Annotated in this window: 27 protein-coding genes and 6 tRNA genes; 8 read left to right on the top strand and 25 right to left on the bottom strand. The window is 42.7% G+C overall.

Translation table 11 applies throughout. From position 1 onward, the window contains the following. The first annotated feature begins 270 nt into the window (after positions 1 to 270). Together gap and K5620_RS10200 are read left to right on the top strand one after the other, a co-directional pair. Positions 271 to 1,266, top strand: coding sequence for a type I glyceraldehyde-3-phosphate dehydrogenase (gene gap / locus K5620_RS10205; protein ID WP_016403289.1), 996 nt, complete (start codon positions 271 to 273; stop codon positions 1,264 to 1,266). Positions 1,267 to 1,331: 65 nt separating this feature from the next. After that, positions 1,332 to 2,180 carry a D-hexose-6-phosphate mutarotase gene (locus tag K5620_RS10200; protein WP_016403290.1) on the top strand — a complete coding sequence of 283 codons (849 nt, stop codon included), beginning with the start codon at positions 1,332 to 1,334 and terminating at the stop codon, positions 2,178 to 2,180. Between the two features lie 54 nt (positions 2,181 to 2,234). Here K5620_RS10200 and K5620_RS10195 read toward each other — a convergent pair whose 3' ends face one another. The 20 genes from K5620_RS10195 to K5620_RS10100 form a co-directional block, all read right to left on the bottom strand. After that, the gene (locus K5620_RS10195) at positions 2,235 to 3,284 is read right to left on the bottom strand and encodes a GMP reductase (protein ID WP_016403291.1); all 1,050 of its coding nucleotides are present in this window, start codon (positions 3,282 to 3,284) and stop codon (positions 2,235 to 2,237) included. A gap of 149 nt (positions 3,285 to 3,433) precedes the next feature. Next, a complete protein-coding gene (nadA, locus tag K5620_RS10190; RefSeq protein ID WP_221077483.1) occupies positions 3,434 to 4,492 on the bottom strand; it encodes a quinolinate synthase NadA in 1,059 nt (352 codons plus the stop codon). A 109-nt stretch (positions 4,493 to 4,601) separates the two neighbouring features. After that, a tRNA-Lys gene (locus K5620_RS10185) sits at positions 4,602 to 4,677 on the bottom strand. A gap of 26 nt (positions 4,678 to 4,703) precedes the next feature. Beyond that, positions 4,704 to 4,779: transfer RNA gene (locus K5620_RS10180), tRNA-Lys, on the bottom strand. A gap of 33 nt (positions 4,780 to 4,812) precedes the next feature. Further along, positions 4,813 to 4,888: transfer RNA gene (locus K5620_RS10175), tRNA-Lys, on the bottom strand. Positions 4,889 to 4,905: 17 nt separating this feature from the next. Beyond that, positions 4,906 to 4,981, bottom strand: a tRNA-Lys gene (locus K5620_RS10170). Positions 4,982 to 5,001: 20 nt separating this feature from the next. Beyond that, positions 5,002 to 5,077, bottom strand: a tRNA-Lys gene (locus K5620_RS10165). Positions 5,078 to 5,106: 29 nt separating this feature from the next. Continuing rightward, a tRNA-Lys gene (locus tag K5620_RS10160) sits at positions 5,107 to 5,182 on the bottom strand. A gap of 196 nt (positions 5,183 to 5,378) precedes the next feature. Then, positions 5,379 to 6,155, bottom strand: a complete 777-nt coding sequence (ybgF, locus tag K5620_RS10155; RefSeq protein ID WP_016403007.1) for a tol-pal system protein YbgF — start codon at positions 6,153 to 6,155, stop codon at positions 5,379 to 5,381. Between the two features lie 25 nt (positions 6,156 to 6,180). Continuing rightward, entirely contained in the window at positions 6,181 to 6,744 is a 564-nt protein-coding gene (pal, locus tag K5620_RS10150) for a peptidoglycan-associated lipoprotein Pal (protein ID WP_016403008.1), read from the bottom strand. A 30-nt stretch (positions 6,745 to 6,774) separates the two neighbouring features. Further along, entirely contained in the window at positions 6,775 to 8,127 is a 1,353-nt protein-coding gene (gene tolB, locus K5620_RS10145) for a Tol-Pal system beta propeller repeat protein TolB (RefSeq protein WP_016403009.1), read from the bottom strand. Between the two features lie 18 nt (positions 8,128 to 8,145). Continuing rightward, positions 8,146 to 9,138 carry a cell envelope integrity protein TolA gene (gene tolA / locus K5620_RS10140; RefSeq protein WP_016403010.1) on the bottom strand — a complete coding sequence of 331 codons (993 nt, stop codon included), beginning with the start codon at positions 9,136 to 9,138 and terminating at the stop codon, positions 8,146 to 8,148. A 13-nt stretch (positions 9,139 to 9,151) separates the two neighbouring features. Next, the gene (gene tolR, locus K5620_RS10135) at positions 9,152 to 9,589 is read right to left on the bottom strand and encodes a protein TolR (RefSeq protein WP_016403011.1); all 438 of its coding nucleotides are present in this window, start codon (positions 9,587 to 9,589) and stop codon (positions 9,152 to 9,154) included. Positions 9,590 to 9,600: 11 nt separating this feature from the next. After that, a complete protein-coding gene (gene tolQ, locus K5620_RS10130) occupies positions 9,601 to 10,284 on the bottom strand; it encodes a protein TolQ (RefSeq protein WP_016403012.1) in 684 nt (227 codons plus the stop codon). Continuing rightward, complete coding sequence (gene ybgC / locus K5620_RS10125) at positions 10,274 to 10,672, bottom strand: tol-pal system-associated acyl-CoA thioesterase (protein ID WP_016403013.1); 399 nt, start codon at positions 10,670 to 10,672, stop codon at positions 10,274 to 10,276. Before ybgC ends, tolQ begins: the two co-directional genes overlap by 11 nt. A 173-nt stretch (positions 10,673 to 10,845) precedes the next feature. Continuing rightward, on the bottom strand, positions 10,846 to 11,853 hold the full coding sequence (gene ruvB / locus K5620_RS10120) for a Holliday junction branch migration DNA helicase RuvB (protein WP_016403014.1): 1,008 nt from the start codon (positions 11,851 to 11,853) through the stop codon (positions 10,846 to 10,848). A 14-nt stretch (positions 11,854 to 11,867) separates the two neighbouring features. Then, positions 11,868 to 12,488 (bottom strand): Holliday junction branch migration protein RuvA, encoded by a 621-nt coding sequence (ruvA, locus tag K5620_RS10115; RefSeq protein ID WP_016403015.1) that lies wholly within the window; start codon positions 12,486 to 12,488, stop codon positions 11,868 to 11,870. A gap of 126 nt (positions 12,489 to 12,614) precedes the next feature. Further along, positions 12,615 to 15,725: an efflux RND transporter permease subunit gene (locus tag K5620_RS10110; RefSeq protein WP_221077482.1), complete on the bottom strand. Its 3,111-nt coding sequence runs from the start codon at positions 15,723 to 15,725 to the stop codon at positions 12,615 to 12,617. After that, positions 15,718 to 17,019 (bottom strand): efflux RND transporter periplasmic adaptor subunit, encoded by a 1,302-nt coding sequence (locus K5620_RS10105; RefSeq protein ID WP_016403018.1) that lies wholly within the window; start codon positions 17,017 to 17,019, stop codon positions 15,718 to 15,720. Before K5620_RS10105 ends, K5620_RS10110 begins: the two co-directional genes overlap by 8 nt. After that, positions 17,006 to 17,662, bottom strand: a complete 657-nt coding sequence (locus tag K5620_RS10100; RefSeq protein WP_016403019.1) for a TetR/AcrR family transcriptional regulator — start codon at positions 17,660 to 17,662, stop codon at positions 17,006 to 17,008. The genes K5620_RS10105 and K5620_RS10100 overlap by 14 nt, the downstream gene beginning before the upstream one ends. 280 nt (positions 17,663 to 17,942) lie before the next feature. Here K5620_RS10100 and rssA point away from each other — a divergent pair, with 280 nt between their 5' ends. Next, the gene (gene rssA / locus K5620_RS10095) at positions 17,943 to 18,872 is read left to right on the top strand and encodes a patatin-like phospholipase RssA (RefSeq protein WP_016403020.1); all 930 of its coding nucleotides are present in this window, start codon (positions 17,943 to 17,945) and stop codon (positions 18,870 to 18,872) included. A 179-nt stretch (positions 18,873 to 19,051) separates the two neighbouring features. Then, positions 19,052 to 19,993: a YeiH family protein gene (locus K5620_RS10090; protein WP_016403021.1), complete on the top strand. Its 942-nt coding sequence runs from the start codon at positions 19,052 to 19,054 to the stop codon at positions 19,991 to 19,993. Positions 19,994 to 20,021: 28 nt separating this feature from the next. Here K5620_RS10090 and K5620_RS10085 read toward each other — a convergent pair whose 3' ends face one another. Further along, positions 20,022 to 20,183: a hypothetical protein gene (locus K5620_RS10085; RefSeq protein WP_016403022.1), complete on the bottom strand. Its 162-nt coding sequence runs from the start codon at positions 20,181 to 20,183 to the stop codon at positions 20,022 to 20,024. Positions 20,184 to 20,434: 251 nt separating this feature from the next. Between K5620_RS10085 and K5620_RS10080 the strand changes: the two genes are divergently transcribed. Continuing rightward, positions 20,435 to 20,812, top strand: a complete 378-nt coding sequence (locus K5620_RS10080; RefSeq protein ID WP_016403023.1) for a hypothetical protein — start codon at positions 20,435 to 20,437, stop codon at positions 20,810 to 20,812. Positions 20,813 to 20,837: 25 nt separating this feature from the next. Here K5620_RS10080 and K5620_RS10075 read toward each other — a convergent pair whose 3' ends face one another. The 4 genes from K5620_RS10075 to K5620_RS10060 all read right to left on the bottom strand — a co-directional run bounded on the left by K5620_RS10075 (position 20,838) and on the right by K5620_RS10060 (position 24,143). Then, entirely contained in the window at positions 20,838 to 21,659 is an 822-nt protein-coding gene (locus tag K5620_RS10075) for a lipase family protein (RefSeq protein ID WP_016403024.1), read from the bottom strand. A gap of 88 nt (positions 21,660 to 21,747) precedes the next feature. Then, positions 21,748 to 22,314, bottom strand: coding sequence for a hypothetical protein (locus tag K5620_RS10070; RefSeq protein WP_016403025.1), 567 nt, complete (start codon positions 22,312 to 22,314; stop codon positions 21,748 to 21,750). 48 nt (positions 22,315 to 22,362) lie between these two features. Next, complete coding sequence (locus K5620_RS10065) at positions 22,363 to 23,130, bottom strand: alpha/beta fold hydrolase (protein ID WP_016403026.1); 768 nt, start codon at positions 23,128 to 23,130, stop codon at positions 22,363 to 22,365. Then, a complete protein-coding gene (locus K5620_RS10060) occupies positions 23,127 to 24,143 on the bottom strand; it encodes a DUF2817 domain-containing protein (RefSeq protein ID WP_016403027.1) in 1,017 nt (338 codons plus the stop codon). Before K5620_RS10060 ends, K5620_RS10065 begins: the two co-directional genes overlap by 4 nt. 163 nt (positions 24,144 to 24,306) lie before the next feature. On the opposite strand from K5620_RS10060, the gene K5620_RS10055 reads away from it, so the two are divergent. From K5620_RS10055 to K5620_RS10045, 3 genes are all read left to right on the top strand, one after another. Further along, positions 24,307 to 24,999: a sensor histidine kinase gene (locus K5620_RS10055; RefSeq protein ID WP_016403028.1), complete on the top strand. Its 693-nt coding sequence runs from the start codon at positions 24,307 to 24,309 to the stop codon at positions 24,997 to 24,999. 33 nt (positions 25,000 to 25,032) lie between these two features. Then, positions 25,033 to 25,797 carry a hypothetical protein gene (locus K5620_RS10050; RefSeq protein WP_016403029.1) on the top strand — a complete coding sequence of 255 codons (765 nt, stop codon included), beginning with the start codon at positions 25,033 to 25,035 and terminating at the stop codon, positions 25,795 to 25,797. Between the two features lie 115 nt (positions 25,798 to 25,912). Then, entirely contained in the window at positions 25,913 to 26,872 is a 960-nt protein-coding gene (locus K5620_RS10045; RefSeq protein ID WP_016403030.1) for a methylenetetrahydrofolate reductase, read from the top strand. The last annotated feature ends 60 nt before the right edge of the window (positions 26,873 to 26,932 follow it).

Here is a 26,932-nt window from a genome sequence, read left to right as displayed (position 1 = left end):
TAGCGCGTGTATTGTACTCATCCTAACGCTCGATTTATCGATCTAGCACAAATTTCGCTAAATTAATTTTATCTGAGATTGAGTGATATTGATTGTTTTTTTTTACTTCTAAGCTAATACTTCTTCCTGCAAATGTTAGCTTGCTCATTTTTAAACCATTAATTGATATCGCGCAAATTAATTGGCGATTGAACTTGACCAATTTTAAAAATGTTGTAAGTTTACAACCAATTTCTACATCTGTTAACACTTGGAACATTAGGTATCACTATGACAATTAAAGTTGGTATTAACGGTTTTGGCCGTATTGGACGTTTCGTATTCCGTGCTTCTGTTGAGCGCAGCGACATTGAAGTAGTAGGCATCAACGACTTAATCGACGTTGAATACATGGCTTACATGCTTAAGTATGACTCAACTCACGGTCGCTTCAACGGCAGCGTAGAAGTAGTTGACGGTAACTTGGTAGTAAACGGTAACGTTGTACGCGTTACTGCTGAGCGTAACCCAGAAGACCTTAAGTGGGACGCAATTAGTGTTGATGTAGTTGCTGAAGCAACTGGTATCTTCCTAACTGACGAGACTGCTCGTAAGCACATCACTGCTGGCGCGAAAAAAGTAGTTTTAACTGGTCCTTCTAAAGACGCTACTCCTATGTTCGTAATGGGCGTAAACCAAGAGTCTTACGCTGGTCAAGACATCGTTTCTAACGCTTCTTGTACTACTAACTGTTTAGCGCCTATCGCTAAAGTACTAAACGACAAGTGGGGCATTGAATCTGGTCTTATGACTACTGTTCACGCTACTACTGCTACTCAGAAAACTGTTGACGGTCCTTCTGCTAAAGACTGGCGCGGTGGTCGTGGTGCTTCTCAAAACATCATCCCTTCTTCAACTGGTGCTGCTAAAGCTGTAGGTGTTGTACTTCCTGAGCTAAACGGCAAACTAACTGGTATGGCTTTCCGCGTACCTACTGCTAACGTTTCTGTAGTTGACCTAACAGTTAACCTAAAAGAAGCTGCTAGCTACGAAGAAATCTGTGCTGCTATGAAAGCTGCTTCTGCAGGCGAAATGGCTGGCGTACTTGGTTACACTGAAGACCAAGTTGTTTCTCAAGACTTCATCGGTGAAACTCAAACTTCTGTATTCGATGCAAAAGCTGGTGTTGCTCTAACTGACAAATTCGTTAAAGTTGTATCTTGGTACGACAACGAAATCGGTTACTCAAACAAAGTTCTAGACCTAATCGCTCACATCTCTAAATAAGATATGTAGCTTCTAGCTAGAATAATAAAGCGACCTTAGGGTCGCTTTTTTTATAGGTAAAAATCATGATCTTAGAAAAGCTTAAACTAAAAGTTGTTAAGCAAATAGATAACGCGGTGTTTGAAGTAAGCAATGCCGAAGGCATGGTATTTTATTGGATTGATCACCCCAAAGCGAAAGCACTCATCGCCCAGCAAGGGGCTCACCTAGTTTCTTACCGCCCTAACCCAGGTGAAGAAACCCTTTGGTTAAGCGATGATAGTCTGTTTACCAAAGGGAAAGCCATTAGAGGCGGAGTCCCTATCTGTTGGCCACGCTTTGGCAACCTAGGTGATGACAGCCTTCCGAAACACGGCTTTGCTAGAACAAGCCTTTGGTCTTTAGATGAAACCAATACCAGCGAGGATAGCTGCTCAATTCGTTTGAGCCTAAATCAAAGCGCTACTCCAGGCATTGCATTAACTTGCTTGTTTACCTTTACAGATAATCTTTGTTTAGACTTAATCACCGAGAACAACAGTGACGATAATTTTGAGTTCACAGGGGCCTTGCACAGTTATTTCATTACAGATGTAAAAAAACTACACATCGGATCACTTGGCGCCCAATATTTTGATGCCTTAACCCAAAAAGTTGCAGTTGAATCAGCTGGTTTTAAACTTAGTGAAGAGACGGATCGTATTTATTTGCAGTCAGCAGATAGCAATTTAATCAGTAATGGTGAGCGTTCATTAACCATTCATCACAGCGGTAATGACAGCGTAGTTGTTTGGAATCCAGGTGAGCAATTAGCTAACCAAATAGATGATGTTAGCGACTATCGCCAGTTTATCTGTGTTGAAACGGCTATCACTCAATCCCCAGTCTGTTTAGCGCCTAAGCAATCTCACTGCTTACAACAGATTATTTCTTAACAAAAAAGCCCTAGGCATTACACCTAGGGCTTTTAGTTTCAAACCGTTTAAGAATTACACTTTAGTAATGCCAAACACTTGGTTCTCTTGCTCTTGCACACGGATGAAAGTGGTTCGTTTAGTCAGCTCTTTAAGCTCAGACGCGCCCACGTAAGTACATGCAGAACGAACACCACCAAGAATATCCTGAACGGTAAGTTGTACACTGCCTTTATAAGGTAGCAGCACCGTTTTGCCTTCAGATGCACGATATTCGGCTACACCACCAGTGTGTTTGTCCATAGCTGTTTGTGAGCTCATTCCATAGAATTTCATGAACTTATTGCCATTTTCTTCTACAACTTCGCCACCATTTTCTTCGTGCGCTGCTAACATGCCGCCAAGCATAACAAAGTCAGCTCCACCGCCAAATGCTTTAGCTACATCACCAGCCTGCGTACAACCGCCATCACCGACAATTTGACCACCAAGGCCATGTGCGGCGTCTGCACATTCGATAATAGCTGATAGTTGTGGGTAACCTACTCCAGTTTTAACGCGCGTTGTACAAACACTGCCAGGACCGATACCTACTTTTACAATGTCCGCACCACTTAGAATAAGTTCTTCAACCATTTCACCGGTAACTACGTTACCAGCCACGATAACTTTATCAGAAAAAGTTTCGCGCATTTTACGCACATAACCAACAAAGTGCTCTGAGTAACCATTAGCAACATCTACACAAATAAATTGTAAGTTACTATTCAGCGCCAAAATCTGCTTAGTTTTTTCAAAATCTGCGTCTGAAGTACCACAGCTTACCATCAGATACTTAATTTTATCGGCTGACATGCTGGCTAAAAACTGCGACCACTGTTCGATAGTGTAGTGTTTATGAACTGCTGTCATCATTCGGTGCTCGGCCAATGCTTTTGCTAAACCAAATGTCCCAACTGTATCCATATTGGCAGCAATTACAGGCACACCTTCCCATTGACTACCAGTATGTTTAAAGGTAAACTTCCGATCTAGTACAACCTGAGAACGGCTCTTCAAGGTAGAGCGCTTGGGTTTGATTAAAACGTCTTTAAAACCCAGCTTTATATCTGTTTCAACTCTCATCTACTTCTCTGCTAGTTATTAGGCACAAAACCCAAAAAGTATAGCAAATCTTTATTGATGACAAAAACATTAATACTGCTTTTTGTGCGCAAAGTTTAGATACAAAAAAAGCCTGCAACTTGTGCAGGCTTTTTTTTGGAGAGAAGCTCTTAGGCGTTACCCTTAACCTTTATTTGGTTAGTCTTGGCAAAACCTAGCATTCGATTTAGTGGTACTAAAGCCTTATCGATTAAGGCTTCATCAACAAATACTTCTTTGCCACTAGCATCAATTAGCGCCTCTTCTATTGCCTTCAAGCCGTTCATAGCCATCCATGGACAATGTGCACAAGAGCGACAAGTGGCGCCATTACCACCCGTTGGCGCTTCAATCATTTCTTTATCTGGACAAGCTTGCTGCATCTTATAGAAGATACCCTTATCGGTAGCAACAATAAGCTTCTGGTTTGGCAACGCTTTGGCTGCGGCAATAAGCTGGCTGGTTGAACCAACAGCATCTGCAATATCTACAACGCTTTCTGGTGACTCTGGGTGAACCAACACTGCTGCATCAGGGTATTGCTGCTTAAGTTGCTTTAAGGCTTTTGCTTTGAACTCATCATGCACAATACAAGCGCCCTGCCACAACAACATATCAGCGCCTGTTTGTTTGGCAACATAACCACCTAAGTGTTTATCCGGAGCCCAAATAATTTTATGCCCCTCGGCGTCTAGGTGCTCAACCACCTCTACTGCAATGCTAGAGGTAACCACCCAATCGGCACGCGCCTTAACAGCAGCAGAGGTATTGGCGTATACCACTACAGTATGATCTGGATGAGCATCACAAAACTCTGCAAACTCTTTTTCTGGGCAGCCTAAATCCAGTGAACAAGTCGCCTCTAGAGTTGGCATAATGACTTTTTTTTCTGGTGTTAGGATCTTGGCCGTTTCGCCCATAAAGCGCACGCCAGCCACTAACAATGTTTTAGCTGGGTGATTGTTACCAAAGCGAGCCATCTCTAAAGAATCGGCAACGCAACCGCCAGTTTCTTCAGCCAAAGCTTGGATCTCAGGGTCTGTATAATAATGAGCAACCAACACCGCGTCCTGCTCTATAAGCAATTGCTTAATGCGTTCTTTGTGCGCTGCGCGCTGCTCGGCATTAAGTGGAACAGGCTTAGGAGGAAATGGGTAAATTGATTCGTTAAAATATTCGAGCTGTTGCATAACTACATCTGAGATAAAAATAGTCCGAGTATTATACACGGCGATGTTAGCTAATGGCAGCTATTGGACTAAAGAATTAGTCTAGTTCTTGGAGATAAACCTTAAGAAATGGTGGGTTGTGAAGGATTTGAACCTTCGACCAATTGATTAAAAGTCAACTGCTCTACCAACTGAGCTAACAACCCTTAGAAAGTAGTAGCAACAACAGCAGTGGTGGGTTGTGAAGGATTTGAACCTTCGACCAATTGATTAAAAGTCAACTGCTCTACCAACTGAGCTAACAACCCGTTACTGTTAATGCATATTTTGAAACGAAGAAGTGGTGGGTTGTGAAGGATTTGAACCTTCGACCAATTGATTAAAAGTCAACTGCTCTACCAACTGAGCTAACAACCCATAACGTTTCAAAATAGTGGTGGGTCGTGAAGGATTTGAACCTTCGACCAATTGATTAAAAGTCAACTGCTCTACCAACTGAGCTAACGACCCACTAAAAGTGCTAATAGAAGTGGTGGGTTGTGAAGGATTTGAACCTTCGACCAATTGATTAAAAGTCAACTGCTCTACCAACTGAGCTAACAACCCATAAATTCTATTACAGCGAAGTATCAAAGTGGTGGGTTGTGAAGGATTTGAACCTTCGACCAATTGATTAAAAGTCAACTGCTCTACCAACTGAGCTAACAACCCGCTCTGAACTTCTGTTAAATCCGCTTCAATTTGCTTGCGCAATTGGCCTGACTCAACGGCGGCCTATGATACGGATTTAAGACTGTTGTGCAACAGTAATTTGAATCTTTTTTTCTAAGCGTTCAGCAAATAAGCAACCAGCTTCTTGTTTGTACAGAATTTTGAATTTACTGAACTTTATTTGCTAAAACTTAGGCTACAACTTAGCTAAACGCGTTTGCGCCAAACCCGCAGCTGCAGTGTTTGGATGCTCTTTAACTACCCGAGTAAACAGCGATTTTGCTTCAGCATTGTTATTTTGAAACTGGGCGATGATACCTAATTTTAACAATGACTCAGCCACCTTATTAGAATCGGGATAATCGTTAACAACTTTATTAAACTGCTCAGACGCTTGATCACGCTGTCCACGAGTATATTGTAGCTGGCCTAGCCAATAATGCGCATTTGGTGCGTAACTAGATTTTGGATAATCCTTGATGAAGCTCTGAAATGCAGGAATAGCTGCATCGTAGTCTTTATCTTGCATCACTAATGCAACTGCCGCATCGTAGGCTTGGTCTTCACCCGCTGCAACAGGAGCGGCCTCAGTGGCAGCTTTAGCGGTAATTGGTGAAGCTTGCAGTTGGGCAAAGCGACGATCTAACTCTTGATAGATTTCACGCTGGCGCTCTATCAACTGCTCTATTTGATAATTACTTTGTTCTAACTGCCCTACCATTGTCGACATGCTATCCGACATATCTTCAACTTGGTTTTGCAAATCTAATTGAACCTGGTTACGCGCCTGTAACATACGTTCTAAACGCTCTATGCGCTGCTCCATGGTAAGATTACTTGAAGACAGAGCCACAGAGTTGTTTGCAACGGTGTTAGCGGAGCTTGCACCCGCTTCTTCTACTGGCGCAGCGGCGTGGATTTGGGCTGAAAATAAAACGGCTACAGAAGTAGCCGTAATCATATTAAGTTTCATAAATTACTCTACACAATCAAGCGTATTAATAAACTAACACAGCGCGACGATTCTTAGCCATAGCTGCGTCGGTATGAGAGTTATCTACTGGCTTTTCTTCACCGTAGCTAACAATAGAAATCTGCGACGCCAACACACCTAAACTTTGAAGGTACTTTGATACAGCTTTACCACGACGCTCACCCAAAGCGATGTTGTACTCAGGCGTGCCTTTTTCATCGGTATGGCCTTCAATAAGTACTGTAACTGATGGGTTGTCACGTAAGTAACTTGCATGCGCTTCTAAAATTTCTGCAAACTCATCACGAATGTCTGAACGGTCGAATTCGAAGTAAACCACTTGGCTTTGACGAAGTTCAGCGGCTTTCTGGCGCTCTTCTTCTTCAGCACTTAGTACTGGGTCTACTGCACCCACTTCAACACCGCCATTTGTTTGGCCTTCGCCAGTGGTGCTATCTTCAATAACAACACCGCCTGCTTTATCTTGCTCGCTCACATCACTATCGCTGGTGTTGTTTGAACTACAAGCGGCTAAGCCTGCAAACGCTAGTCCTAAAAATACGGTTTTTACTACTCTTTCGAATTGCATTATTGATTCCTTATGATCACATAGTTTTTGTTAGTTTAAGAAGGGTGACCAAGCAGGGGCTCTTACACTGCCCTCTTTAGCTGGTAAAGTCGCTTTAAATCTTCCGTCCATGGATACCAATGCTAAAACTTGGCGCCCACCTGCTACCGTGCTGTACATAATCATACTGCCATTGGGTGCAATAGTAGGAGACTCGTCCAGTTGAGTCCTAGTCAATACTTGCACGTAGCCAGTATCAAAATCTTGTCGAGCAATTCGGTATTGCCCATTAACTCGACTAACCATCACCAAGGCCGAACCATCGGGGGTGACAGAGCCACCCAAGTTCATTTCGCCTTCCCAGGTTACTCGGTTAACTTTATTGGTATCGATATTCACTTTGTAAATTTGTGGTTTACCACCGCGCTCCGAAGAGAATAACAGCTCACTGTTACCATTTGGCAACCACGTTGGCTCGGTATCAATACGGCGATTTTTGGTAATGCGTTGTAACTTTTTAGTTTCTACATCTATAACGTAAATATCAGGCTGGCCATCTTTAGACAATACTAACGCGATACGTTTCCCGTCTGGAGACCACTCTGGAGCACCGTTAATCCCAGTAAATGAAGTTAACTTAGTTCGCTGCGACGTATAAATATCTTGTATGTAAATCTCTGCTGTGCGGTTTTCAAAACTTACGTAAGCTAGCTGACGACCATCTGGTGACCAAGATGGCGACATTAATGGCTCTTGCGAACGCAGCAAGGTTTTTTCATTATGCCCATCGTAGTCTGCAATTCTTAATTGATAAGGGTAATTGGCTTCGTTATTAACCACTACATAAGCGATACGGGTTAAAAATGCGCCACGCTCGCCAGTTAAAGCTTGATAAACACCGTCAGAGATTAAGTGCGCCATTTGTCGAAGCTGAGCTTTTGCAACACTTTTAAAACGGTCTAAAAGTATATGGTCTTGACTAGTAACTAACTGACCATCTTTAAGCTCTTGTTTATTACCGGCAGTGACTTGTCCACGCAATATATCAACAAGAGAATAGCTGACTTTATATTTACCGCCTTCTAAAGCTTCTACATTGCCAAGTAAGACAGCCTCAACCCCTAAGGCAGCCCAAGCTTCATAATCTACTTGTTCTGCAGTTTGAGGGGTTTGCGGCATTTCGCTAATTGCAACAGGGTTAAATTTCCCTGAACGGCGCAAATCATCTGCCACTACTTTAGCTAAATCTAGCGGAACGTTTCCATGTCCCTTCCAAACAAACGGTACAACGCCCACTGGCCTTGCACTGTCTACGCCTTCCGTGATTACAATTTCTAGGTTAGCTTGAGCAGCATTCACAAAAGCAAACAATAAGCCCACACTCACTAAAAATTTTCTAATCATCACAGCTATTCCTATATCTTAAAGTGTTATTACTAAAGTTAGTGTTTTCATCTCTGCAAATACTTCCGGGTCTTTAGATACAGGAAGCGTTCCAGCTTTCAAAATAGCTCGTTTTGCAGAAGCGCATACAGCTTCATCGTTTTCTAAAACGTTGGTGCTAATAACAAAACCACCAGGAGCCATGTTCACCTCAATTCTACATGTTCTACCCTGCATACTAGGGTCAGTCAACAAATTGCGTTGAATCGTAGACAGTATCATTGCTTTGTATTTGTCGACTTCACCCAGCACTTGTCTTTGACGACGAGAGCTTGCTTCAGCTGCCATTTCAGCTTGCATTAAGCGCTCAAACTCAGCTTCTTGGCGAGCAACTTCCGCCTGTCGCTTCCTTTCCGCTTCGGCCTTAGCAGCTTTTTCTTTGGCAATACGGGCTTCTTCTTCTTTTCGTTTACGTGTTTCTTCAGCTTTGCGTGCAGCCTCTTCGGCTTTCTTAGCAGCTTCTTCTGCTTTACGTTGTTCTTCAAGCTTACGTACTCGCTCTGCTTCTGCAGCGACTGCTGCAGCTTCAGCGACTTTACGTTGCTCTTCTTTCTTTTTGCGTTCAGCTTCGGCTTTAGCCGCTTTTTGCTGCTCTAACTTTTGTTTTTCTTGCGCCCGACGAGCTTGTTCATCGGCTTTGCGCTTTGCATCTTCTTTTTGGCGTTTTTCAAGTTCTAGTTGCTTAATGCGTTTTTCTTCGGCTAAACGTTTTTTACGCGCCTGCTCAGCTTCTTTTTCAACTCTTTCTATTCGCTGTTTTTCTTGGTCTGCTTTATCTTTTTGTTGTTGCTTAATCCGCTCAACTTGCTGGCTAACCTGATTAATATCTACAGCAGTGGCGTTGATAATTGGAGCACTAGGGGTGGGTGTTAACTTTACGCGCTCAAAATCTACCGACCACACCAAGGCAACAAATAGCACTGCATGCAACAGTATTGAAATAACGATAGATAAGCTAAAAGGCGACTTCAATGCTATTCCTATTTTAACTTTCGTCTGGCTGAGTCATTAAACCCACAGACGGTACGCCAGCACTTTGCAGCAACACCATCAGGTTAATTACTTGCTCATAGCGAACATTTTTATCACCACGCACCACTACGGGTAAATTAGGGTCTAATTGCAAATGAGCCATCACAACAGCTTGTAGATCATCTCCAGAAAGAGACTGATTTGCAGAGCCATCATCTTCACCGGTATCGAGGTAGTACTGGCCACTTTCGGTTACCGTAGCAACTAGAGGCGGCTTACTGTCTTCCGGCATTGCTTCAGCACTGGCCTGTGGAAGATCTACCTTCACACCTTGGGTTATTAGCGGCGCTGTTACCATAAAGATAATCAACAATACCAACATCACATCGATGTAAGGTACAACGTTAATTTCGGCAACTAAACGTCGTTTAGGACGTTGATAATGATTCACGCTAGCTCCTCTTAATTACTACCGCTGTGTGTTTGGCGATGTAAAATGCTAGAGAACTCTTCCATGAAGTTAGCGTAGCCGTGTTCAAGTTTAGCTACGCCCGTAGAAAAACGGTTAAAGGCAATAACAGCGGGAATTGCTGCAAATAAGCCCATTGCTGTTGCAATAAGTGCTTCTGCAATACCTGGGGCTACCATGTTCAAGCTTGCTTGTTGAACTTCACCCAATGCGATAAAGGCATTCATAATACCCCACACCGTACCAAATAGGCCGATATATGGGCTAATCGAACCTATGGTTGCGAGCATGGGTAACTGATTTTCTAGTGATTCAACCTCACGCGATAACGATACCCGCATACTACGATAAGTACCGTCCATTACTGCATCGGCACTGCGACCACTGGTTTTATGTAGACGAACATACTCGCGAAAACCAGAGTGAAAGATTTGTTCCATCCCCTGCAGGTGATCTGCTCGGGCGTTACTCTCTTGGTAAAGCTTATTAAGGTCTACACCAGACCAGAACTTTTGTTCAAAAGCATCGCTAGCAGTTTTAGCAGCCTTTAAAACGCGATTACGGTTAATAATCATGGCCCATGAATAAACAGACATACTCACTAACAACAGCATTACAAACTTAACTAATAGGCTCGCCTGCCAAAACAAGCCGATAAATGACATATCAGAGTGCACCGAGTAAATCCTCTTTTAACGTTTCAGGAATGGCCGTGGCCTTCATTGATGACAATGTGACACAAGCTACAGTAACCGTTCCCTGGGCGATGACTTGTTGATCAGCATTTCTAATGGTTTGTTCAAATACCAAACTGGCTCTTTTCATTTTATTGATGGTGGTTTCTACCGAGAGCATTTGGTTGAATAAAGCAGGAAGTTTGTAATCGATGTTTAGCGAGCGCACAACAAAACACAAATCTTGTTTCATTAATACATCTTGATCATAGCCAAGCTCGCGCAACCATTCTGTGCGGCCTCGTTCGAAGTACTTAATATGGTTGGCGTGATAAACCACCCCGCCAGCATCGGTATCTTCGTAATAAACCCGAACAGCTAAAACCGACATTGCACCTATCCCAAATATATAATTACAAATTACTATACACAGGCTAGTGCCCAAGGTTAAGACTCTAAACACTTAATTTAGATAATTGACAAAGAAAATTGGAATAACGGCTTAAAATTAAACACTTTAAGCTCATTTTTTGGCTATACTGTCGTTATTAAACGACAGCATTTTTATCGTTTAGGAAGGTCTAAACCGAGGTGTAAATAGGCTTTATCACTGGCAATGCGCCCACGAGGAGTACGTTGCAAAAAGCCTTGTTGAATCAAGAAAGGTTCTAGTACATCTTCTATGGTTTCTTTATCTTCACCTATTGCAGCTGCCAGGTTGTCTAAACCCACAGGGCCACCAGCAAAAGTTTCGGTAATGGCTTTAAGTAACTTGGTATCCATGTAATCGAAGCCAGCACTGTCTACGCTTAGTAAATCGAGTGCTTGTGCAGCAACTTGTTGAGTGACTTTGCCATCAAATTTAACATCGGCATAATCACGAACTCGGCGTAATAAGCGATTTGCAATTCGAGGCGTTCCTCGAGAACGTTTAGCTACTTCCCACGCCCCTTCGCCATCTAAGTCTAAGTTGAGATAATGAGCACTTCGTTTAACGATATCGGATAAGTCTTTAGTATTGTAAAACTCTAGACGCTGTACAATGCCAAACCTGTCACGCAGAGGAGAGGTTAGCATTCCTGCTCGAGTGGTTGCACCAATCAAGGTAAAAGGCGGTAAGTCCAACTTAATCGAACGCGCTGCCGGTCCTTCGCCGATCATAATGTCCAGCTGATAATCTTCCATTGCTGGATATAGCACTTCTTCAACTACAGCACTTAAGCGGTGAATTTCGTCGATGAATAATACGTCGCCAGGCTCTAAGTTGGTTAAGAGCGCCGCTAAGTCACCGGCTTTTTCTAACACCGGGCCAGAGGTAGTTTTGATATTCACCTCTAACTCGTTAGCCACAATATTAGCCAAGGTGGTTTTACCTAAGCCAGGTGGGCCGAAAATGAGCAAATGATCTAAAGCATCGTCACGACGACGAGCAGCCTCAATAAAAATTTCTAACTGCTCTACAACCGCGTCTTGACCGGTGTAATCTTCAAGCTTTTTGGGTCTAATAGCTCGATCTACACTCTCTTCTTCAGTTACTGGTGTGGCTGCTACCAAACGGTCAGCTTCAATCATCAAAATTACCTTTGTTACAGTGCCGCTTTTAAGGCTTCTCTAATTAGCTCTTCACTACTCATTCCGCTGGTCCACACTTGTTTAACCAACTTATCGGCTTGATTACCTTTGTAACCCAAAGACTCTAGTGCAGCGATGGCTTCATCTCTTGGATCTACATTTGCTTGTAAAGGTAAATCGCCATGGCTACTTAGGCTATCACTAATTGGCGTTTCTGGAAGTTCTACATTCCAGTTTTTCAAGCGGTCTTTCATTTCTACCAATAAACGCTCAGCAGTTTTTTTACCAATACCCGGCACTTTCACTAGGCTCGATAGATCTTCATGTTTAACCGCAAACACAAACTGCTCACAACTTAAACCAGATAAAATAGCTAATGCTACTTTAGGGCCAATGCCATTTACTTTTATCAACTCTCTAAACAAAGAGCGTGAAGCTTTATCATGAAAGCCATAAAGCAGTTGAGCATCTTCTCGTACGATGAAGTGAGTCAACAAGCGTACCGACTCGCCCAGCTCAGGTAGCTGGTAAAAGCAATTCATAGGTAGTTGAATTTCGTAGCCTACTCCAGCCACATCAATTAAAACAAAGGGGGGGACTTTTTCTTCTAAGATACCTTTAATGGTAGCGATCACTGCATAAACTCCTAAACTAACTGCGCTTAGCTTAACTCAAAGACTGGATATATATCCAGTCTTTGAGTTAAAAGTTTACTTAGCACCAATTAAGCCCTGCTAGGTTCTCATCTTCAGTATTAGGCCTTATTCATGTTGCAGCGATTTGTGTTTATGCACCAAGTTCCAATCGGCTAATACCGCATAAGCTGCCGGAATAATAAATAACACCATCATAGTGGAAGCAATAATGCCAAATACTATCGACACCACAATTGGTTGCACAACTTGAGCTTGCAAGCTGGTTTCCAGCAATAAAGGCAACAAACCTGCAGCTGTAGTTAAAGAGGTTAAAAACACTGCCCTAAAGCGCTCTTTACTTGCATTCACTACTGCTTGATAAACATCGTCGCCCTCATCTAAATGATAACGGATATACTGCACCAGCAATATTGAATCGTTAGTCACAATACCCGCTAGGGAGATAAACCCGAGTATTGAGGGCATGCTTAGGTTGTGGCCCAATAAAAAATGCCCCCACAAAACCCCAATTAGGGCCATGGGAATCACCGTAAGCACCACTACCGGTTCTAAGTAACTTCTGAACTGAAAACTCAAAATAGCAAATACACCAAATATGCCAATAGCAAAGCTTTTGCTTAAAGAAGCCCCTACTTTAGCGCTCTCTTTAGCTTCACCTTCAAAATCTACCCGTAAGCCCGGGAACTGTTTTTGAAGCTCAGGCAAAAAGGTTTTTTGTACCAGTTGCATCACCTCGTTGGTGTTGGCAACTCGGGTATCAACATCTGCCATTACTGTCACGGTGCGCAAACTGTTAATTCGTTGAATGCGTACATAAGCGCGCTGATATTCAATGTTTGCAATAGACGATAACGGCACTTGCTGTCCATCGGCTAACACAATTGGAAAATTCGCTAAGGCTTGCAAGCTTCCGGACTGTTGCTTGTTAAGCCTTACGTCTATTTGCATATTTTCTGGGCCAATTTGAAACTCGTCGGCAATGACTCCTTGGTAAGAAGCGCGCAACTGCTCAGCAACCATTTGGCCATTAACCATAAATGACTCTGCACCACCTCGAAGAGAGATAACCACCTCTTCTTTGCCAGGTCGCATATCATCTAAGATGCTATTCACACCCTGAAACTTGCCCAAGTAAGCTTGTAGTTCAACAGAAGCGGACTTTAGTGTATCTAGATTTGAGTGCTGCAAACGAACTTCAATCGCCCGCCCTGCCGGCCCCATCGTCGGTTGAGTAAACGCCAACGCTAAAGGTAAAGCTTGCTCGCCAACTTGCTCGCGCCAAGCCGCGATAAAATCTTCGATATAACTATTGCGAACTTCTGCCGAGAGTAAATCAAGGCGCACAGTAGCGACATGCGGGCCCGACTCGCCTGCATCGGCATTAAAGTTGTATTGCGCAGTAATATCGTGAATAAGCGTCTGAGGTTCGTTGTTATCTTGGGTGAACCTTTCTCCAACTTGTTGCGCTGCATTTACGATTTCAGTAACTAGCGTCTCCGTTTGGCTCAAACTCGACCCAGGAGGAAGGATGATCCTTGCCTCTGCAATATCGCCATCTAACTCTGGAAAGGCGGTAAATTTGACTAAACCACTAATCACTAGTGAAAAAGATAACAACAATAAACCAAACGTTGCTCCTAGCGAGACATAACGCCATTTCACTACAAAGGCGACTGCCGGAACTAGCTTGTTAAGCCGGAAGTTTTCAAAAGCATTTAAAAATTTAGCTTTAAACCCGCTAGTAGGCCGTTCAATTCCTTTGTGCTGCAAAGTATGACGAAGGTGATTAGGCAAAATTAAAAATGCTTCTACCAAACTAATGCATAGCACCAATAACAAGGCCATGGGAACCACGCTTAACACAGCCCCCATTTGACCGTCTAACCACATCAAGCTTCCCAGTACAAAAATGGTGGTGAAGAACGACGAGATAACCCCGGGTGCGGCTTTTTTAACGCCTTTTACTACTGCTTGGTCAGCGCTTAATCCACGTTCTAAATGCGCGGCAATGGATTCTGCAATCACAATCGCGTCATCCATCATGATACCAATGGCCATAAGCAAGCCCACTAGCGTCATGATGTTGATTGACAGTCCAAACACCGACATTAAAAACAATCCGCCCATAAAGGCTACCGGTAATCCAGCTGCAATCCAAAATGAGTAACGCAGCGAGAAAAACAACCACATGCTCAAAAAGACCAAGATAATCCCTTGCCATCCATTTTTGAGCATCATGTTTAGACGATCGCTCAATAGAGAAGACATATCGTTGGTAAGGGTTAAGCTCACTCCCTCCGGCGTAATAAGGCGCTGGTCATCAACAAACTGCTGAACAGACTGCTTAATTCGCAAGGCATCATCTGCTTTGTTTTTGCTTATTTTAAGTACCGCAGATGGAAGGTTGTTAAAGAGGATTTTTTCTTCGTCTAACTCAAATCTATCACTGATAGTCGCTATATCACCAAGGTACACCACGCTGCCATTGTTATCTGAGGCGATCACCGTTTTAGCCAACGCAACAGGGTCTCGCTTACGCTGGTCAAATCGAATTAACAAATTTTTATCGGTAAGTTCAATGGTGCCAGCTGGCAAATTTATGTTTTGCTGGCTAATGGTACTAGCTACATCATTCACGCTAAGGTTTAACCTGCGCAGCGCTGTGTGGTCTAGCTCAACGCGTAACTGATGATCCGAAAATCCACTCACGCTTACCATCGCTACGCCGTAATCAACCTTTAGGATATGTTTAAGCTCTTCTGCGTAAGCTTTTAAATCAGGCCAAGATGCTGGCGCACTTATTGCGATATCGACAACTGGCTCGGCCCAATCCATTTCTTTTACTACGGGCGGTTCAATTTGCTCTGGGAAATCCTTAATTGCATTTATTTCGGTTTGAATATCAACCAGCATTCGCCCTACATCGGCATTACCATCAAGCTTTACAACTAACGAACCAAGGCCTTCAATTGCTTCACAGCGGGTTTCTTCAATACTTGATAAGCCATCAACTGCGTCTTCCATTCGCATACATAAACTTTCTTCCACTTCACTAGGTGACGCACCAGGGTACACCACCGTTGCGATAATGAAGGGATTGGTAAACTCGGGAAAGGTTTCACGCTTTAAGGTACTAAGGCTAGTTAAGCCGAGAAGTATAAAACTCACCATTACAAGGTTTGCTAGAGTAGGATGGCGAATAAAATAATTAAGCATTCGTCGCGTCCTCTAATCGCAAACTCATTCCCTCTACTGCAGGGATAAGATCATTAAGAATTAGCATCTGTCCACTGCTAATCTCGCCACTGATAGCCACTCCTTGTTCAGTCCTAAACAACACAGTAATTGGGATTATGCGAAGTTTGTCTTGGTCATCCATGAGGTAAATATTGCTGCCATGCAAAGCGCGTTCTGGCACCACATAGTGCTGTTGCGGATAACCCTTAATGGTTGCTTGCACATACATACCTTTAGTAAGCGGGATTTGCTGGGCTAAATCCATTTCTGCAATATTTTGTGCAACTTCTAAAAACATACCAACAGTGGCTTGTTCTACACTCACCGCCTCAGCAACGCGAGTGACCGTAGCGGGCCAGCGGTACTCAATACCGGACGCCACTAGACTCACAGAAGCTTCAAACTCCAACTCATCGATTGAAGGTAAACCCAAAGCATTTTGATAGTGCTGAACGCTGCTAACCAAATGACGCATGTCGTTTAACGATAGCTGCACATCGGCTACCATTACATCCAGTTTCTGCGCCACTACCATTACCGATTGCAAGTTAACCACCTGCTCAGTTTCAATATTTACTTCTGCAATTTTGGCATCAAAAGGCAGCACGATTTCTGTTTTGCTCAGTTGCCGTTGGGCATCTTCAAGTTTGGCCTCTTCCACCGCGAGTTGTGCTTCGGCAACGCGTCTATCATCGGGGATAAGCTGTAGGGCATTCTCAAGCTCTTGAACCACATTGTTTTGAATGAGTACGTTTTGTTTTTGGTTTTCTAACTCTGAGCTAGAAATAAGATTTTGCGCTTTAAGCTTTTGCTTACGTTTATACTCTTCATCTACCAACAAAGCTCGCTGACGTTCGATATCTAAGCTCACTTTAAGATTGGTTTCTTCTTGGTTTAGTCGAGCCAATTGAGTTTTACTGGCGCTTAAGTTGGCCTCTGCCTGAACCAGTTTTAGGCTGTATTCAAGCGGGTCGATTTTAAGTAACAAGGTTCCTTTAGGAAGAAACCGCCCCTCTTCTAACAAGGGATGACGATAAACCAAACTACCGGTTACTTCGGCTACTGCTTCCCAGCTGGTTTTAGGCTCTACTCTTCCGTAAGCCACCGCTACAGGAGCAGCAGCTTGCTGTTTTAAACCCACCACCTCAACTAAACGGGAAGACTGGTGCTGAGCATTTACCGGTGCAACTTCCTTTGTAGCAATAGCCAAGACCAGAAAAAATACCCCAATGGCAATGCCAGGAAAAATCAACCAAGGTTTATTGAGCTGCATTACTATGTTCCTTAGGTTTAAACAATCCACGCTCAAGCAACTGAACGTTGTGATCTGCAAGTTTTAAAAATTTTTGTTTCGACAATTCAATTTGATTGGCTTCCAGTAAACGCTCAGGCATCAAAAATGGAAACACCATTAAACTCAAAAAGCTAATCTGTGCCATCTCAGGGTCTACGCCATCTAAAAGTGACTTATTTTTTAACAATTTTTGGAATAACTCCCTGCTTTTAAAGCGCCCCAAACTGCCAATCATCAGGTTTAGTTGCTGAGCGCTTTCGTGTTCTTTAGGTAACCCGGACAATTTGTATATCAGCTTCGGAAAGTAAGGGTTGTCCACCATGGTGGTGTAATAAGCGCGCATCACCTTAGCTAAGTCACTTACTTCGGTGTGTTGTTTCCCATGTTGAAGGGTACTAAATACAGGGTCAGATACATTCTTTAGCATTTCACCAAAAAGCTGCGCTTTAGAGCCGAAGTAATACCTAATAAGTGCCGCGTCTACTTCGGCTTGGTTTGCCACCATGCGTATCGATACTTTGTCGTAGTCGTGTTTTACAAACAGCTGCGTGGCAGCCTCTAATAATTTTTTCCTAGCTTGGCTATCGCCTTTAGGTCGCCCTACAGGATTCTTTTTAGTCATGGCTTATTGGTTTATTCATCATGTGTAGAATAAATAATAAAACATAAACGCGCGTTCTGCGCCAAGTAAAATTCTTCGCATCTTTACTTTCAATGAATTTCCTTTAATTCGCACTGTTCAAGTCTTACTACTGTTCATCAGGCTCCTACAAAATATTTGATAAATATCAGTACCCTACTTGGCTATAGCCAACTCGCATCTACAACATAAGTAACTATGAACTTAAGCATTTTTAAGCAACAATGAGGCTTACGAAATAGTTGGCTTGAATGGAGTTATCATGGCAGTTAGCGGCGAGTTAAAGATTGGCTTAGCTTTGGGTAGCGGAGCAGCAAGAGGCTGGTCTCACCTAGGAGTAATAATGGCCTTGCAAGATATGGGTATCCGCCCACATATTGTATCTGGTTGCTCAATCGGTGCCTTAGTAGGAGCAGCTTATGCTTGCCAACGAATAGACAAACTTAACGAGTGGGCCTTAAGCCTTTCTAGCTGGCAAGTTTTCAATTTGATGGACTTCTCACTTTACCGTGGTGGATTGCTCACCGGGGAAAAGGTCTTTAACGCTGCAGAAAAATACATTGGTCGCGACAGCATAGAGCAATTAACGATTCCATTTGGCGCAGTGGCAACTGAGCTTGAGACCGGCAAGGAAGTTTGGTTGCAAAAAGGCAGTGTACGAGACGCTGTTCGCGCATCATGTGCCATGCCGGGATTAATGGCCCCCTATCGTTTAAAAGATCAATGGCTGGTAGATGGCGCAGTGGTTAATCCAGTTCCAGTATCGTTGTGCCGAGCTATGGGCGCCGACATCGTTATTGCGGTAAATCTTAATAATGATAAATCTCGAATTGCGCTAACCGACCATCCCTTAGAAATAAACGAGCAAAACAACAATGCTAACGAGCAACCATTTTGGCGCTTGTTAGGTGGCGGCAAAGATTTTCTTAATTCCATGCTAAGTAACCTCAAGCAGCCAAACAATAATCGCTCCCCCGGCATGATAGGCGTAATGTCTACCTCGATTAATATTATGCAGGAGCGGTTAACCCGCACCCGTATGGCAGGCGATCCACCAGATATATTGCTGTCTCCCAAATTAGGGGATATTGGCATCATGGATTTCCACCGCGCCGAAGAAGCTATTGCCGAAGGCAAAAGAGTGACAGAACTGATGCGGCCACAAATAGAGGAAGAGTTATTTTATCGCTAAATTAGCTTTTAAGCTCGATGAATAATACCAATTAAAATAATCATTATTATTGATATGAAAACCGATAACCCCATTAAATCAATCAATTAAGATAGTTTTATGAATTTATCTCGCAACTAAATCCGCATGCATGCAATCCTTGCTCGGCGTATACTTAAGCCTGATGTTGAGGATTAAGTATGTTAGAGAAACTAAAACAGCTCAGTAAAGCAGATGTATTGTGCCTAATTACCTGCTTAGTAATCCTTACGCCTCTCATAAACGGCCCTGGCGCTCTGGTTATTGGAGCTTGTTTCGCAAGTTTTGGATTAACACCTAAAACCATTGATATTGCTATTTTAACCAAGCGTTTATTAGCTATCTCAGTGGTCGGTTTAGGTTTTGGTATTTCTATTACCCAAGCTATTGAATACACGCAACACGGTTTTGGTTTAATTGTAGGCTCTATCGCTTTTACCCTATTTGTTGGCTTAGTTGCCGCTAAGTTAGTGGGTATGGAGAAAAAGACCGGCTATTTAATCTCGGTGGGAACTGCAATTTGCGGCGGCAGCGCCATTGCCGCGGTAGCACCTGCGATTAAGGCAAATAGTAAACAAATTTCCTTAGCCTTAGCGACCGTGTTCATTTTGAATGCTTGTGGCTTGTTCTTATTCCCATTGCTGGGCCACATATTAGAGTTAAGCCAAAACCAATTTGGTTATTGGGCAGCCATTGCTATTCACGATACTTCGTCTGTTGTAGGCGCTGCTGCAGCGTACGGCGATGAAGCCCTTAGCGTTGCCACTACGGTTAAACTAGCCAGAGCGTTATGGATAATCCCTGTAGCCTTAATGAGCTCGATAATATTCAAAGAAAAAGACGGAAAGGTATCAATTCCCTACTTCATTTTCTTCTACATTTTAGCAATGCTTATCAGCAACTATGTACCGATGTTTGAGGCTGTCTACAAAGGCTTATTTGAGATGTCTAAACAGTTGTTGGGAGTGTGTTTATTTTTAATCGGCTATGGCTTAACGGCAAAAAACTTACAACAAGCAGGCAGTAAACCATTATTGCTTGGATTAGGCCTATGGTTCTGCATAGCAGTGAGCTCACTAGTTATCATTAAGCTTTTCTACTAACCGGCAAGCTAAACCTGCATGAGCAATGCTAATGGTTAGATTTACGCTGTTTGCCCACTAACGATGTACCTAGCATTACCAGTACCGCCAAAAAGGCTGTTGCTTCGAATACTGCTCGGATCAAATCACTACTAAACCAAGCAATAACTAGACTTAGAACAATAATCGTTAACAAAATTTTACGTAACATCAGCACCCTCCAGTTGGCAAAACTGTAACCAACATTTGTGCTTCTGCAAATTCAGTTTGTCTATAAGCTAGCGCTGCTGCTTATAAAGAATGATTGTTGAGGCGAATAATAATTAGACATGCATCACATTTTTGTTAGAATCGTCCGCGGTCACAATACTTACGGCAGGCACAATGTTTCAAACTTTGTTCTATAGAATACTTTTTCCGTTCATCATCGCGTTGTTGGTGATGATATTAGCAATATTGCAAATGCAAAAAGTAACTTTGGCAAAGTTTTACGACAAAGAATTGAGCTTTTCCGATTACCTAAACTGGTTTTCAACTCACCCAGCTAACACCGTAGACGTATTGTCGGTATTGCGAGCCCAACAACCCAACCACCATGGCGGTACAACGCAGGATTGGTGTCCAAGTGTTAACTCTGAAGACGGTTTTGTTAGCATTAGCTATTTAGATGACAAACCCGTTTGTTGTAGCTTAGGCCAAGGACAGCGCTACGTTTACTACAAAGAAGATGAGCAGTTTATTACCTTACTCTGTGGACGATGGCCAAGAACTGAAGTAGTGAATGTGAGTAAGAAAGGGATCCGCGCGGTGCAATCTTACCGTAGTGCAGCAGGCTCTTAACTAACTCCGCTTTGTTTACAGCACTTTAGTGCTCGTCAAAATAGTCTTTATTGCGAATGTATTTACGCATGTAGTGATAAGTAAACGGTAATAGCAACCAACTAACCAAAGACTTACTTAGCCGATACCAGGTTGGCGTATTCTCATAAATTCTCTCATCGTGTAACCATAGCATTCTACCTACATGCCAATAGACAAATGGCAAGGGCGGTAAAAAGGTTACTATGTCTAAGTCACAGCAAATTCGGTAAGTTTTACGATGCAATTTGTAGTGTTTTTTAAAGTTCCATAAGCCTGTTGCGGGTTGACCAAAGGTTACGACCCGCTTTACTTTTTTGGGATATTGACGCTCTAGCCTATCCGCCACCAATACTGCCATACAACCACCAGAAGAATGCCCCGTGAGCGATATGCGCTTTCCCTGTGCCATCAGTGGCAATAATATTGCCTCAAGACGCTGGTACACGGTGTACTTGTTTTTGCTCCGATTAGGATCGCAACTTAACTGCTCCAACAGCTGCAAATAGCCCCAATGAACATGATAGTGGCTCTCTCCTGCTTGATACTTGCGTGGAACAAAAGCAAGATTAACCAGCCAATCAAATATGTTCATTGACCCTCGAAAAACAACTATCACTTCATCTTTGTTCTCTTTCCATAATACCCGGGTTGTTGACCGCCCCCAGCGATCAAACACATCTTGATACAAATACTTGTCAAGCTGCTCAGTCATACCTTGCATAGCCGACGGATAAGCCAGTCGACAAAGCACCGCATAACGTTCGTATTGGTAACGTTTTAGTTTTTTTAACTTAGCGATGGGTTCTTGAATTAGCGGTTGGTTCAAACAAAGCTACCTAAGGCGTTTTGGTTGTATATTGAAACATAGTGTTCACAATTTAATATGACACTTTAATGAAACAGCACCAACACTGCTATTGTGCGTAGTACTTTAACCAATATTGCTGAGCCTTAACGTGGTTAGGAACTACCTTGTTAAAGATATAAACATTGCCAACTTGCTGAACCACAAAAAAACCGTGTGCAATTACGCCTGTTTTATCATTTAACTCTAGCCTTCCCCACCCCCCGCTAAACGCTGAAAGGCTTGGAAAATGCAATTCAAGGTCTTTCACCTTACAACTCGTGCTAGAGCTTGGCACTAACACGCGATAAGGAAAGTCTTTCCATAGTTTGTCTTGGCTTAACACATTGATTTGTTGCTGTATGCTGGCGTTCCAAGCAAGCTCTATAGTTATTAGTCGCCCTCTTAATAGTTGAAGGTTATCGTAAACACAGGCATTGCTTGCAGGTAGGCTTATTTGCAAGGCATCTGCTTGCTCGTTAACACTTGCCTTTGTTATTGGTATAAGTTCAAGTTGTTTGGCTGCTTCTACTCGAAAAGTAAGTTTGGGGTAAGCCCCTTCTATCACTTCTATCGCTAGCTGATTAGCTATCGCGGAGTATGAAAACAAGCCTAAACAAAATAACCATTTACCCATAACCACCATTCCTTAACTTATCCAAGCGAAAGTTCATCGACTTTAAGATTAGCAGCTTAATGCATTAAGCCATTGCTGAATCTGCTTCACTGTCCATAGCGGCGCATCTAAGGGAAGGTCATGCCCTGCGGTAGGATGCTGTTTAAGATCTGCTTGCCAGCGCTTAGCGAGCAGTTCACTGCAACTGCAATCAACTAATTTATCTCTACGGCTATTTAGGATCAGCATTGCTTGTTTGGGCTTATTAGGTGCTTTAAAAGCTGCAGCCGCTTTAAGTTGCAAATAAGCATTTTCTAGGCTTACCGGATACTGCATTGCCCAGCTAACCCAAGAACACAAAACTTGCTGGTGCTGTTGTGGGAAGTTAGTGGTTAAAGCCATGATTTTTCGTTGCCGAGAAACTGTAGTTTGAGTGAAAATAGCGCTTAGCAAAGAGGGATAAATACGCCAATTTAAACGACTATAAAACGGTGAAAACGCTGCGTTAGAAGAGTTAATTAAAACCAGCGAGTTAACTTCATGACTAAATTTATTTGCCCAATCTACGGCCAACATTCCCCCTAATGAAATGGCAACGATATCTACACAATCAATGTCTACATTTTGTAGTCGAAGTTGAATTCGCAAACTTTGCCGCATTTGGCAAACGCTGTCTGCACTTTTTAAGCGATATAAGTGGCCATTACCGGGGACGTTAAAACTAACAATTGTACGCTCAGGAAAGGCCTGCTGCAGGAGTTCTCGAAATCGTCCCCAATGGCGTTTCTCTCGAATTAACCCTCTAACCAAAACAATTGGTCGTTGATGACTAGTCATGAATACCACTTCTTTATTGCTGCTTTCTTGTCTAAGTCTAATTGTGGATCATTGAGGAAGCTTTGCCATGAATGGCAGGCATCCATTAAAAACTCCATTAATATTAAGTGCCGTCTTAGCACTCGCTGTACTCGGTGTGGCTTCATGGGATGATACAAACCTAAACTGTTAAACAGCTGAAGTGGATTTTTCTTTAACCAACGCCACGAACCCATCTCCAGAGTAAGAGGAATAAACGTACCCGGGTAAGCTAAAGACTGATCGTAGCAATAATCCCAAAGGTCACCATGACAAACATAATGTTTAGTTTGTGGTTCAAACAGATAGTTTTGGTGCGGAAAGCCACTAAAAAAAGCTTTTCGAAGCTGATAAACCACACCAAGGTCATCAATAGGCTGTGATACCGAGTTTGCATAAGGAAACCAAATCCGGTCACTGTGACCAAAACCGCTATGACAATCTAATACCAAACTAAAAGGCCGGGGGAATAAGTTGGTTTGAGCAAATTTAACTAAGGCCTGATTTTCCATTTCCATTGCTTGGCCATTTTTGCCTCTAAACCATGGTAAATGTGGACTGATTCGCTGCCCTCCAACCATAAAGCTTGCGCCATCGGTAGCGATACTTGGCGAGTTACGCATTAAGTCTACGCCATTAGCGTTAGCTCTTCGCTGCATAACCATGCCACTAGGGTTTACGATAGGTACAAAACCAAGGTAGCAGTTATTGAGGAGGTACTGTAGTTGTGTGTCCCAATCAAGCCGGTTTAGCAGGCTGGCTAAAAAAGACAACACTACTTGACTACCAATACGTTCAACACCGTGAACCCCACCTACAAACAATACTCCAGGTTTATCAATTGAGGCATTACCCAGGCTAATTGCATGAACAGGATAAGAGTCATTAGTGTTGCTGTTTACTTCACACAGTAACTCTACTTTAAGCTTATTTGGAAACAGCTGAAGAATGTTAAGCAGCTGATCCATCTCTGGGAATTCACTCTGGCCTTGCATCGCGTCCTCGCTTGCTATAATTGGCAAGTTACATCTAGCAAAATGCCATGACAGGTTTATTACCAGCTCACTATGTAATCTTAATAGTATTTTGGAAGTAGTTGATTTTGCGACAAAGCTGGGCTTCGGTTACACTGCAACAACGTGCTTATAAGGACTACACATGCCAGTAAACGACAAGCTAGATTTTTCATCAGTTTTAGCCACTGCAGTTCACGATATGAAAAATTCGCTATGTATGCTGACTCAGTCAACAGAATCCATCGCCTTACGCTCAAAGCAAATGGGCAGAGAAGACAGCGAAGAACTGTCGCGCTTGCATTACGAAGTGTCACGCTTAAACGGAAGCTTGATGCAGTTATTGGCGCTTTATCGTTTCGAAAAAGAACAAATGCCAATGACCATTGAAGAGCAGTACCTAGAAGACTTGCTCAACGACATTTATTACAAGAACCAAACCTTCATCGAACAAGCAGAAATGAAGGTTGAAATAGATGTGGAACCTTCACTAAGTTGGTACTTTGATGGCGTACTGGTGGACTACCTACTTAATGATATTGTGGTGAATGCGCTTCGCTATTCAAAAAAACAAATTAAAATATCTGCAAAACAAGCCGATAACTATTTATGCATCCAAATTGATGATGATGGTGATGGATTTCCCCAGGACATTATCGACTTGGCAAATATAGAAGTAGCTTCGCAAATAAATTTTGTTAAAAATCGTAGCGGTTTAGGTTTATTTTTCGCAAAATTGATCGCTAAAGCACATATAAATTCGGGCAAGGAAGGTAAAATAAAACTAGAAAATGGCAGTTCTTTAGGTGGTAGCCGTTTTAGTTTATATCTCCCGTAGCACAAACACTTAGGATATTTTTTCGGTTTAAGTATGGTATTTACCTTAGTATTGCTTGGCATAGGCGCGTTGTTATTTTTAGTCATCGCCTACAACATGGTTCAACAATTTAAACAGAAGCAAGAAACCGAACGCCGTTTAGCAATTGCCAAGCAAAAGGCAATTATTAACGAAACGGAAGAGTTGCTACTGCATTCCTCTATTTTGCCTTACAGCAAAGAATTGGTAGAGCTGCTGCATAAACGAATGTTAGAAGCCCTCAATCAAATTAGAACCACTGACCCTAGCGTTAAAGGCTTAAATAACCGTATTCGCGCAACCAAAGGTCAACTAAGCCAAATAAAAAATGCAGGCGACATCAGTGACAGTGCTTTTAGAGCCCCTGATACTGATAAAGATGCTCTGCAAATGCTGCAAATCATTAAAAAAATTCGTGCGGTAGTACGCTCAGAACATGCAAAAGGTCGTTTAAACACTCAAGTGTTTGTACTAGAAGACCGACGCTTAGAGTTAATGCAGCTAAAAGTGAACATCGAAAACGCCCTTAAGCGCGCTGTAGAAGCCCAAGCGCTGCGCCAATGGGGCACGGCTCGCCAATTGCTTAATAAAGGAATATCAGCCTTGAGCAATATTTCTGACCGCGATGCCTACCTAGAACAAAAACTACAAGACATGCGCCGGATGAACCAAGAAATGAGCGACAAGCTTAAATCCGACAGCAAACAAGAAGCAGAAAACTTAGCAGAAAAAGAAACTGACGAGTTAGATGTATTGTTTCAACCCAAGAAAAAGTGGTAATACTTCCCCACCTCATCGTAATCGCTTTGAATTAGCAGCCTAACTCAGAAAGTTAGACCTGCAGCTCAAAGCTATGCGAAAATATCGCTAACTAAATAAATAAAGCAAACACAACATGCGTAAAACACTTGAGCAGATTTCTAGTGACCCTTTCCATGGGGTTTACTTCATAGGTACCACTCCCCCTAAACAAAATACCGATATCGAAAAAGTCAGCGACATTGCAGATAAATTGCTGTCTCGTTTAGATGAAATTGAGTATGACGGCCTAATTGTTTACGACATTCAAGATGAAAGCAGCCGCATCGACAAGCCTCGCCCATTTCCTTTCATGCAAACACATGATCCGCGTATGTACGCGCAACTGCTAATGCATAAAAGTGAACGCTCGGTAATTACTTACAAAAGTGTCTCTCAACGAAACGAACAAGATTTTGTAAATTGGTTAAAAGAAGCATGGCACCAGTTTGAAATTCGCGACTTGGTGTTAGTAGGCAGCCCTGCGGCAACCAATGATATTCAATTAAGTTTGGCCGATGCCTACAAAGCAATCGCAAGTCATGCACCAGAGTTTTATTTAGGTGGAGTAACCATCGCTGAGCGGCACGCCAAGAAAGGTGATGAACATGCTAGGTTAATCCATAAAACACACCAAGGCTGCCAGTACTTTGTGACTCAGGCGGTATATAACGCTCAAGCTACTATCGATATGCTAACCCGTTATGCCCATGAGTGTGCCGCGAGCCAGCAAAAACCGCAGCGGATCATTCTTACCTTTTCACCCTGTGGTAGTGCTAAAACCCTAGAGTTTATTGAATGGTTGGGAATATCGGTACCTGAAGCAACCAGTCTGCGTATTCTCAATGCTGACAAACCGCTAAAAGAATCAATCCTAATTTGTTACAACAACTTAGTGCAGATACTAGAAGCCGTTTTACCGCTTGGGATCCCCTTAGGGCTAAACATAGAAAGCCTTACCAACCGTAAAGAAGAAATTGATGCCGCTATTTTGCTGTATAAGCTACTAAAAGCCACCATGGACAAAAAGCTGGCTCAGTTGCAATTAAACAGCTAATCATCGAAAAATAGCCAATAAAAAAGGAAGCTTTCGCTTCCTTTTTTTGGTTCTATCTAC

The organism is Agarivorans albus, assembly GCF_019670105.1.
Classification (GTDB): domain Bacteria; phylum Pseudomonadota; class Gammaproteobacteria; order Enterobacterales; family Celerinatantimonadaceae; genus Agarivorans; species Agarivorans albus.
This window is presented reverse-complemented; position numbering and strand designations above follow the sequence as displayed.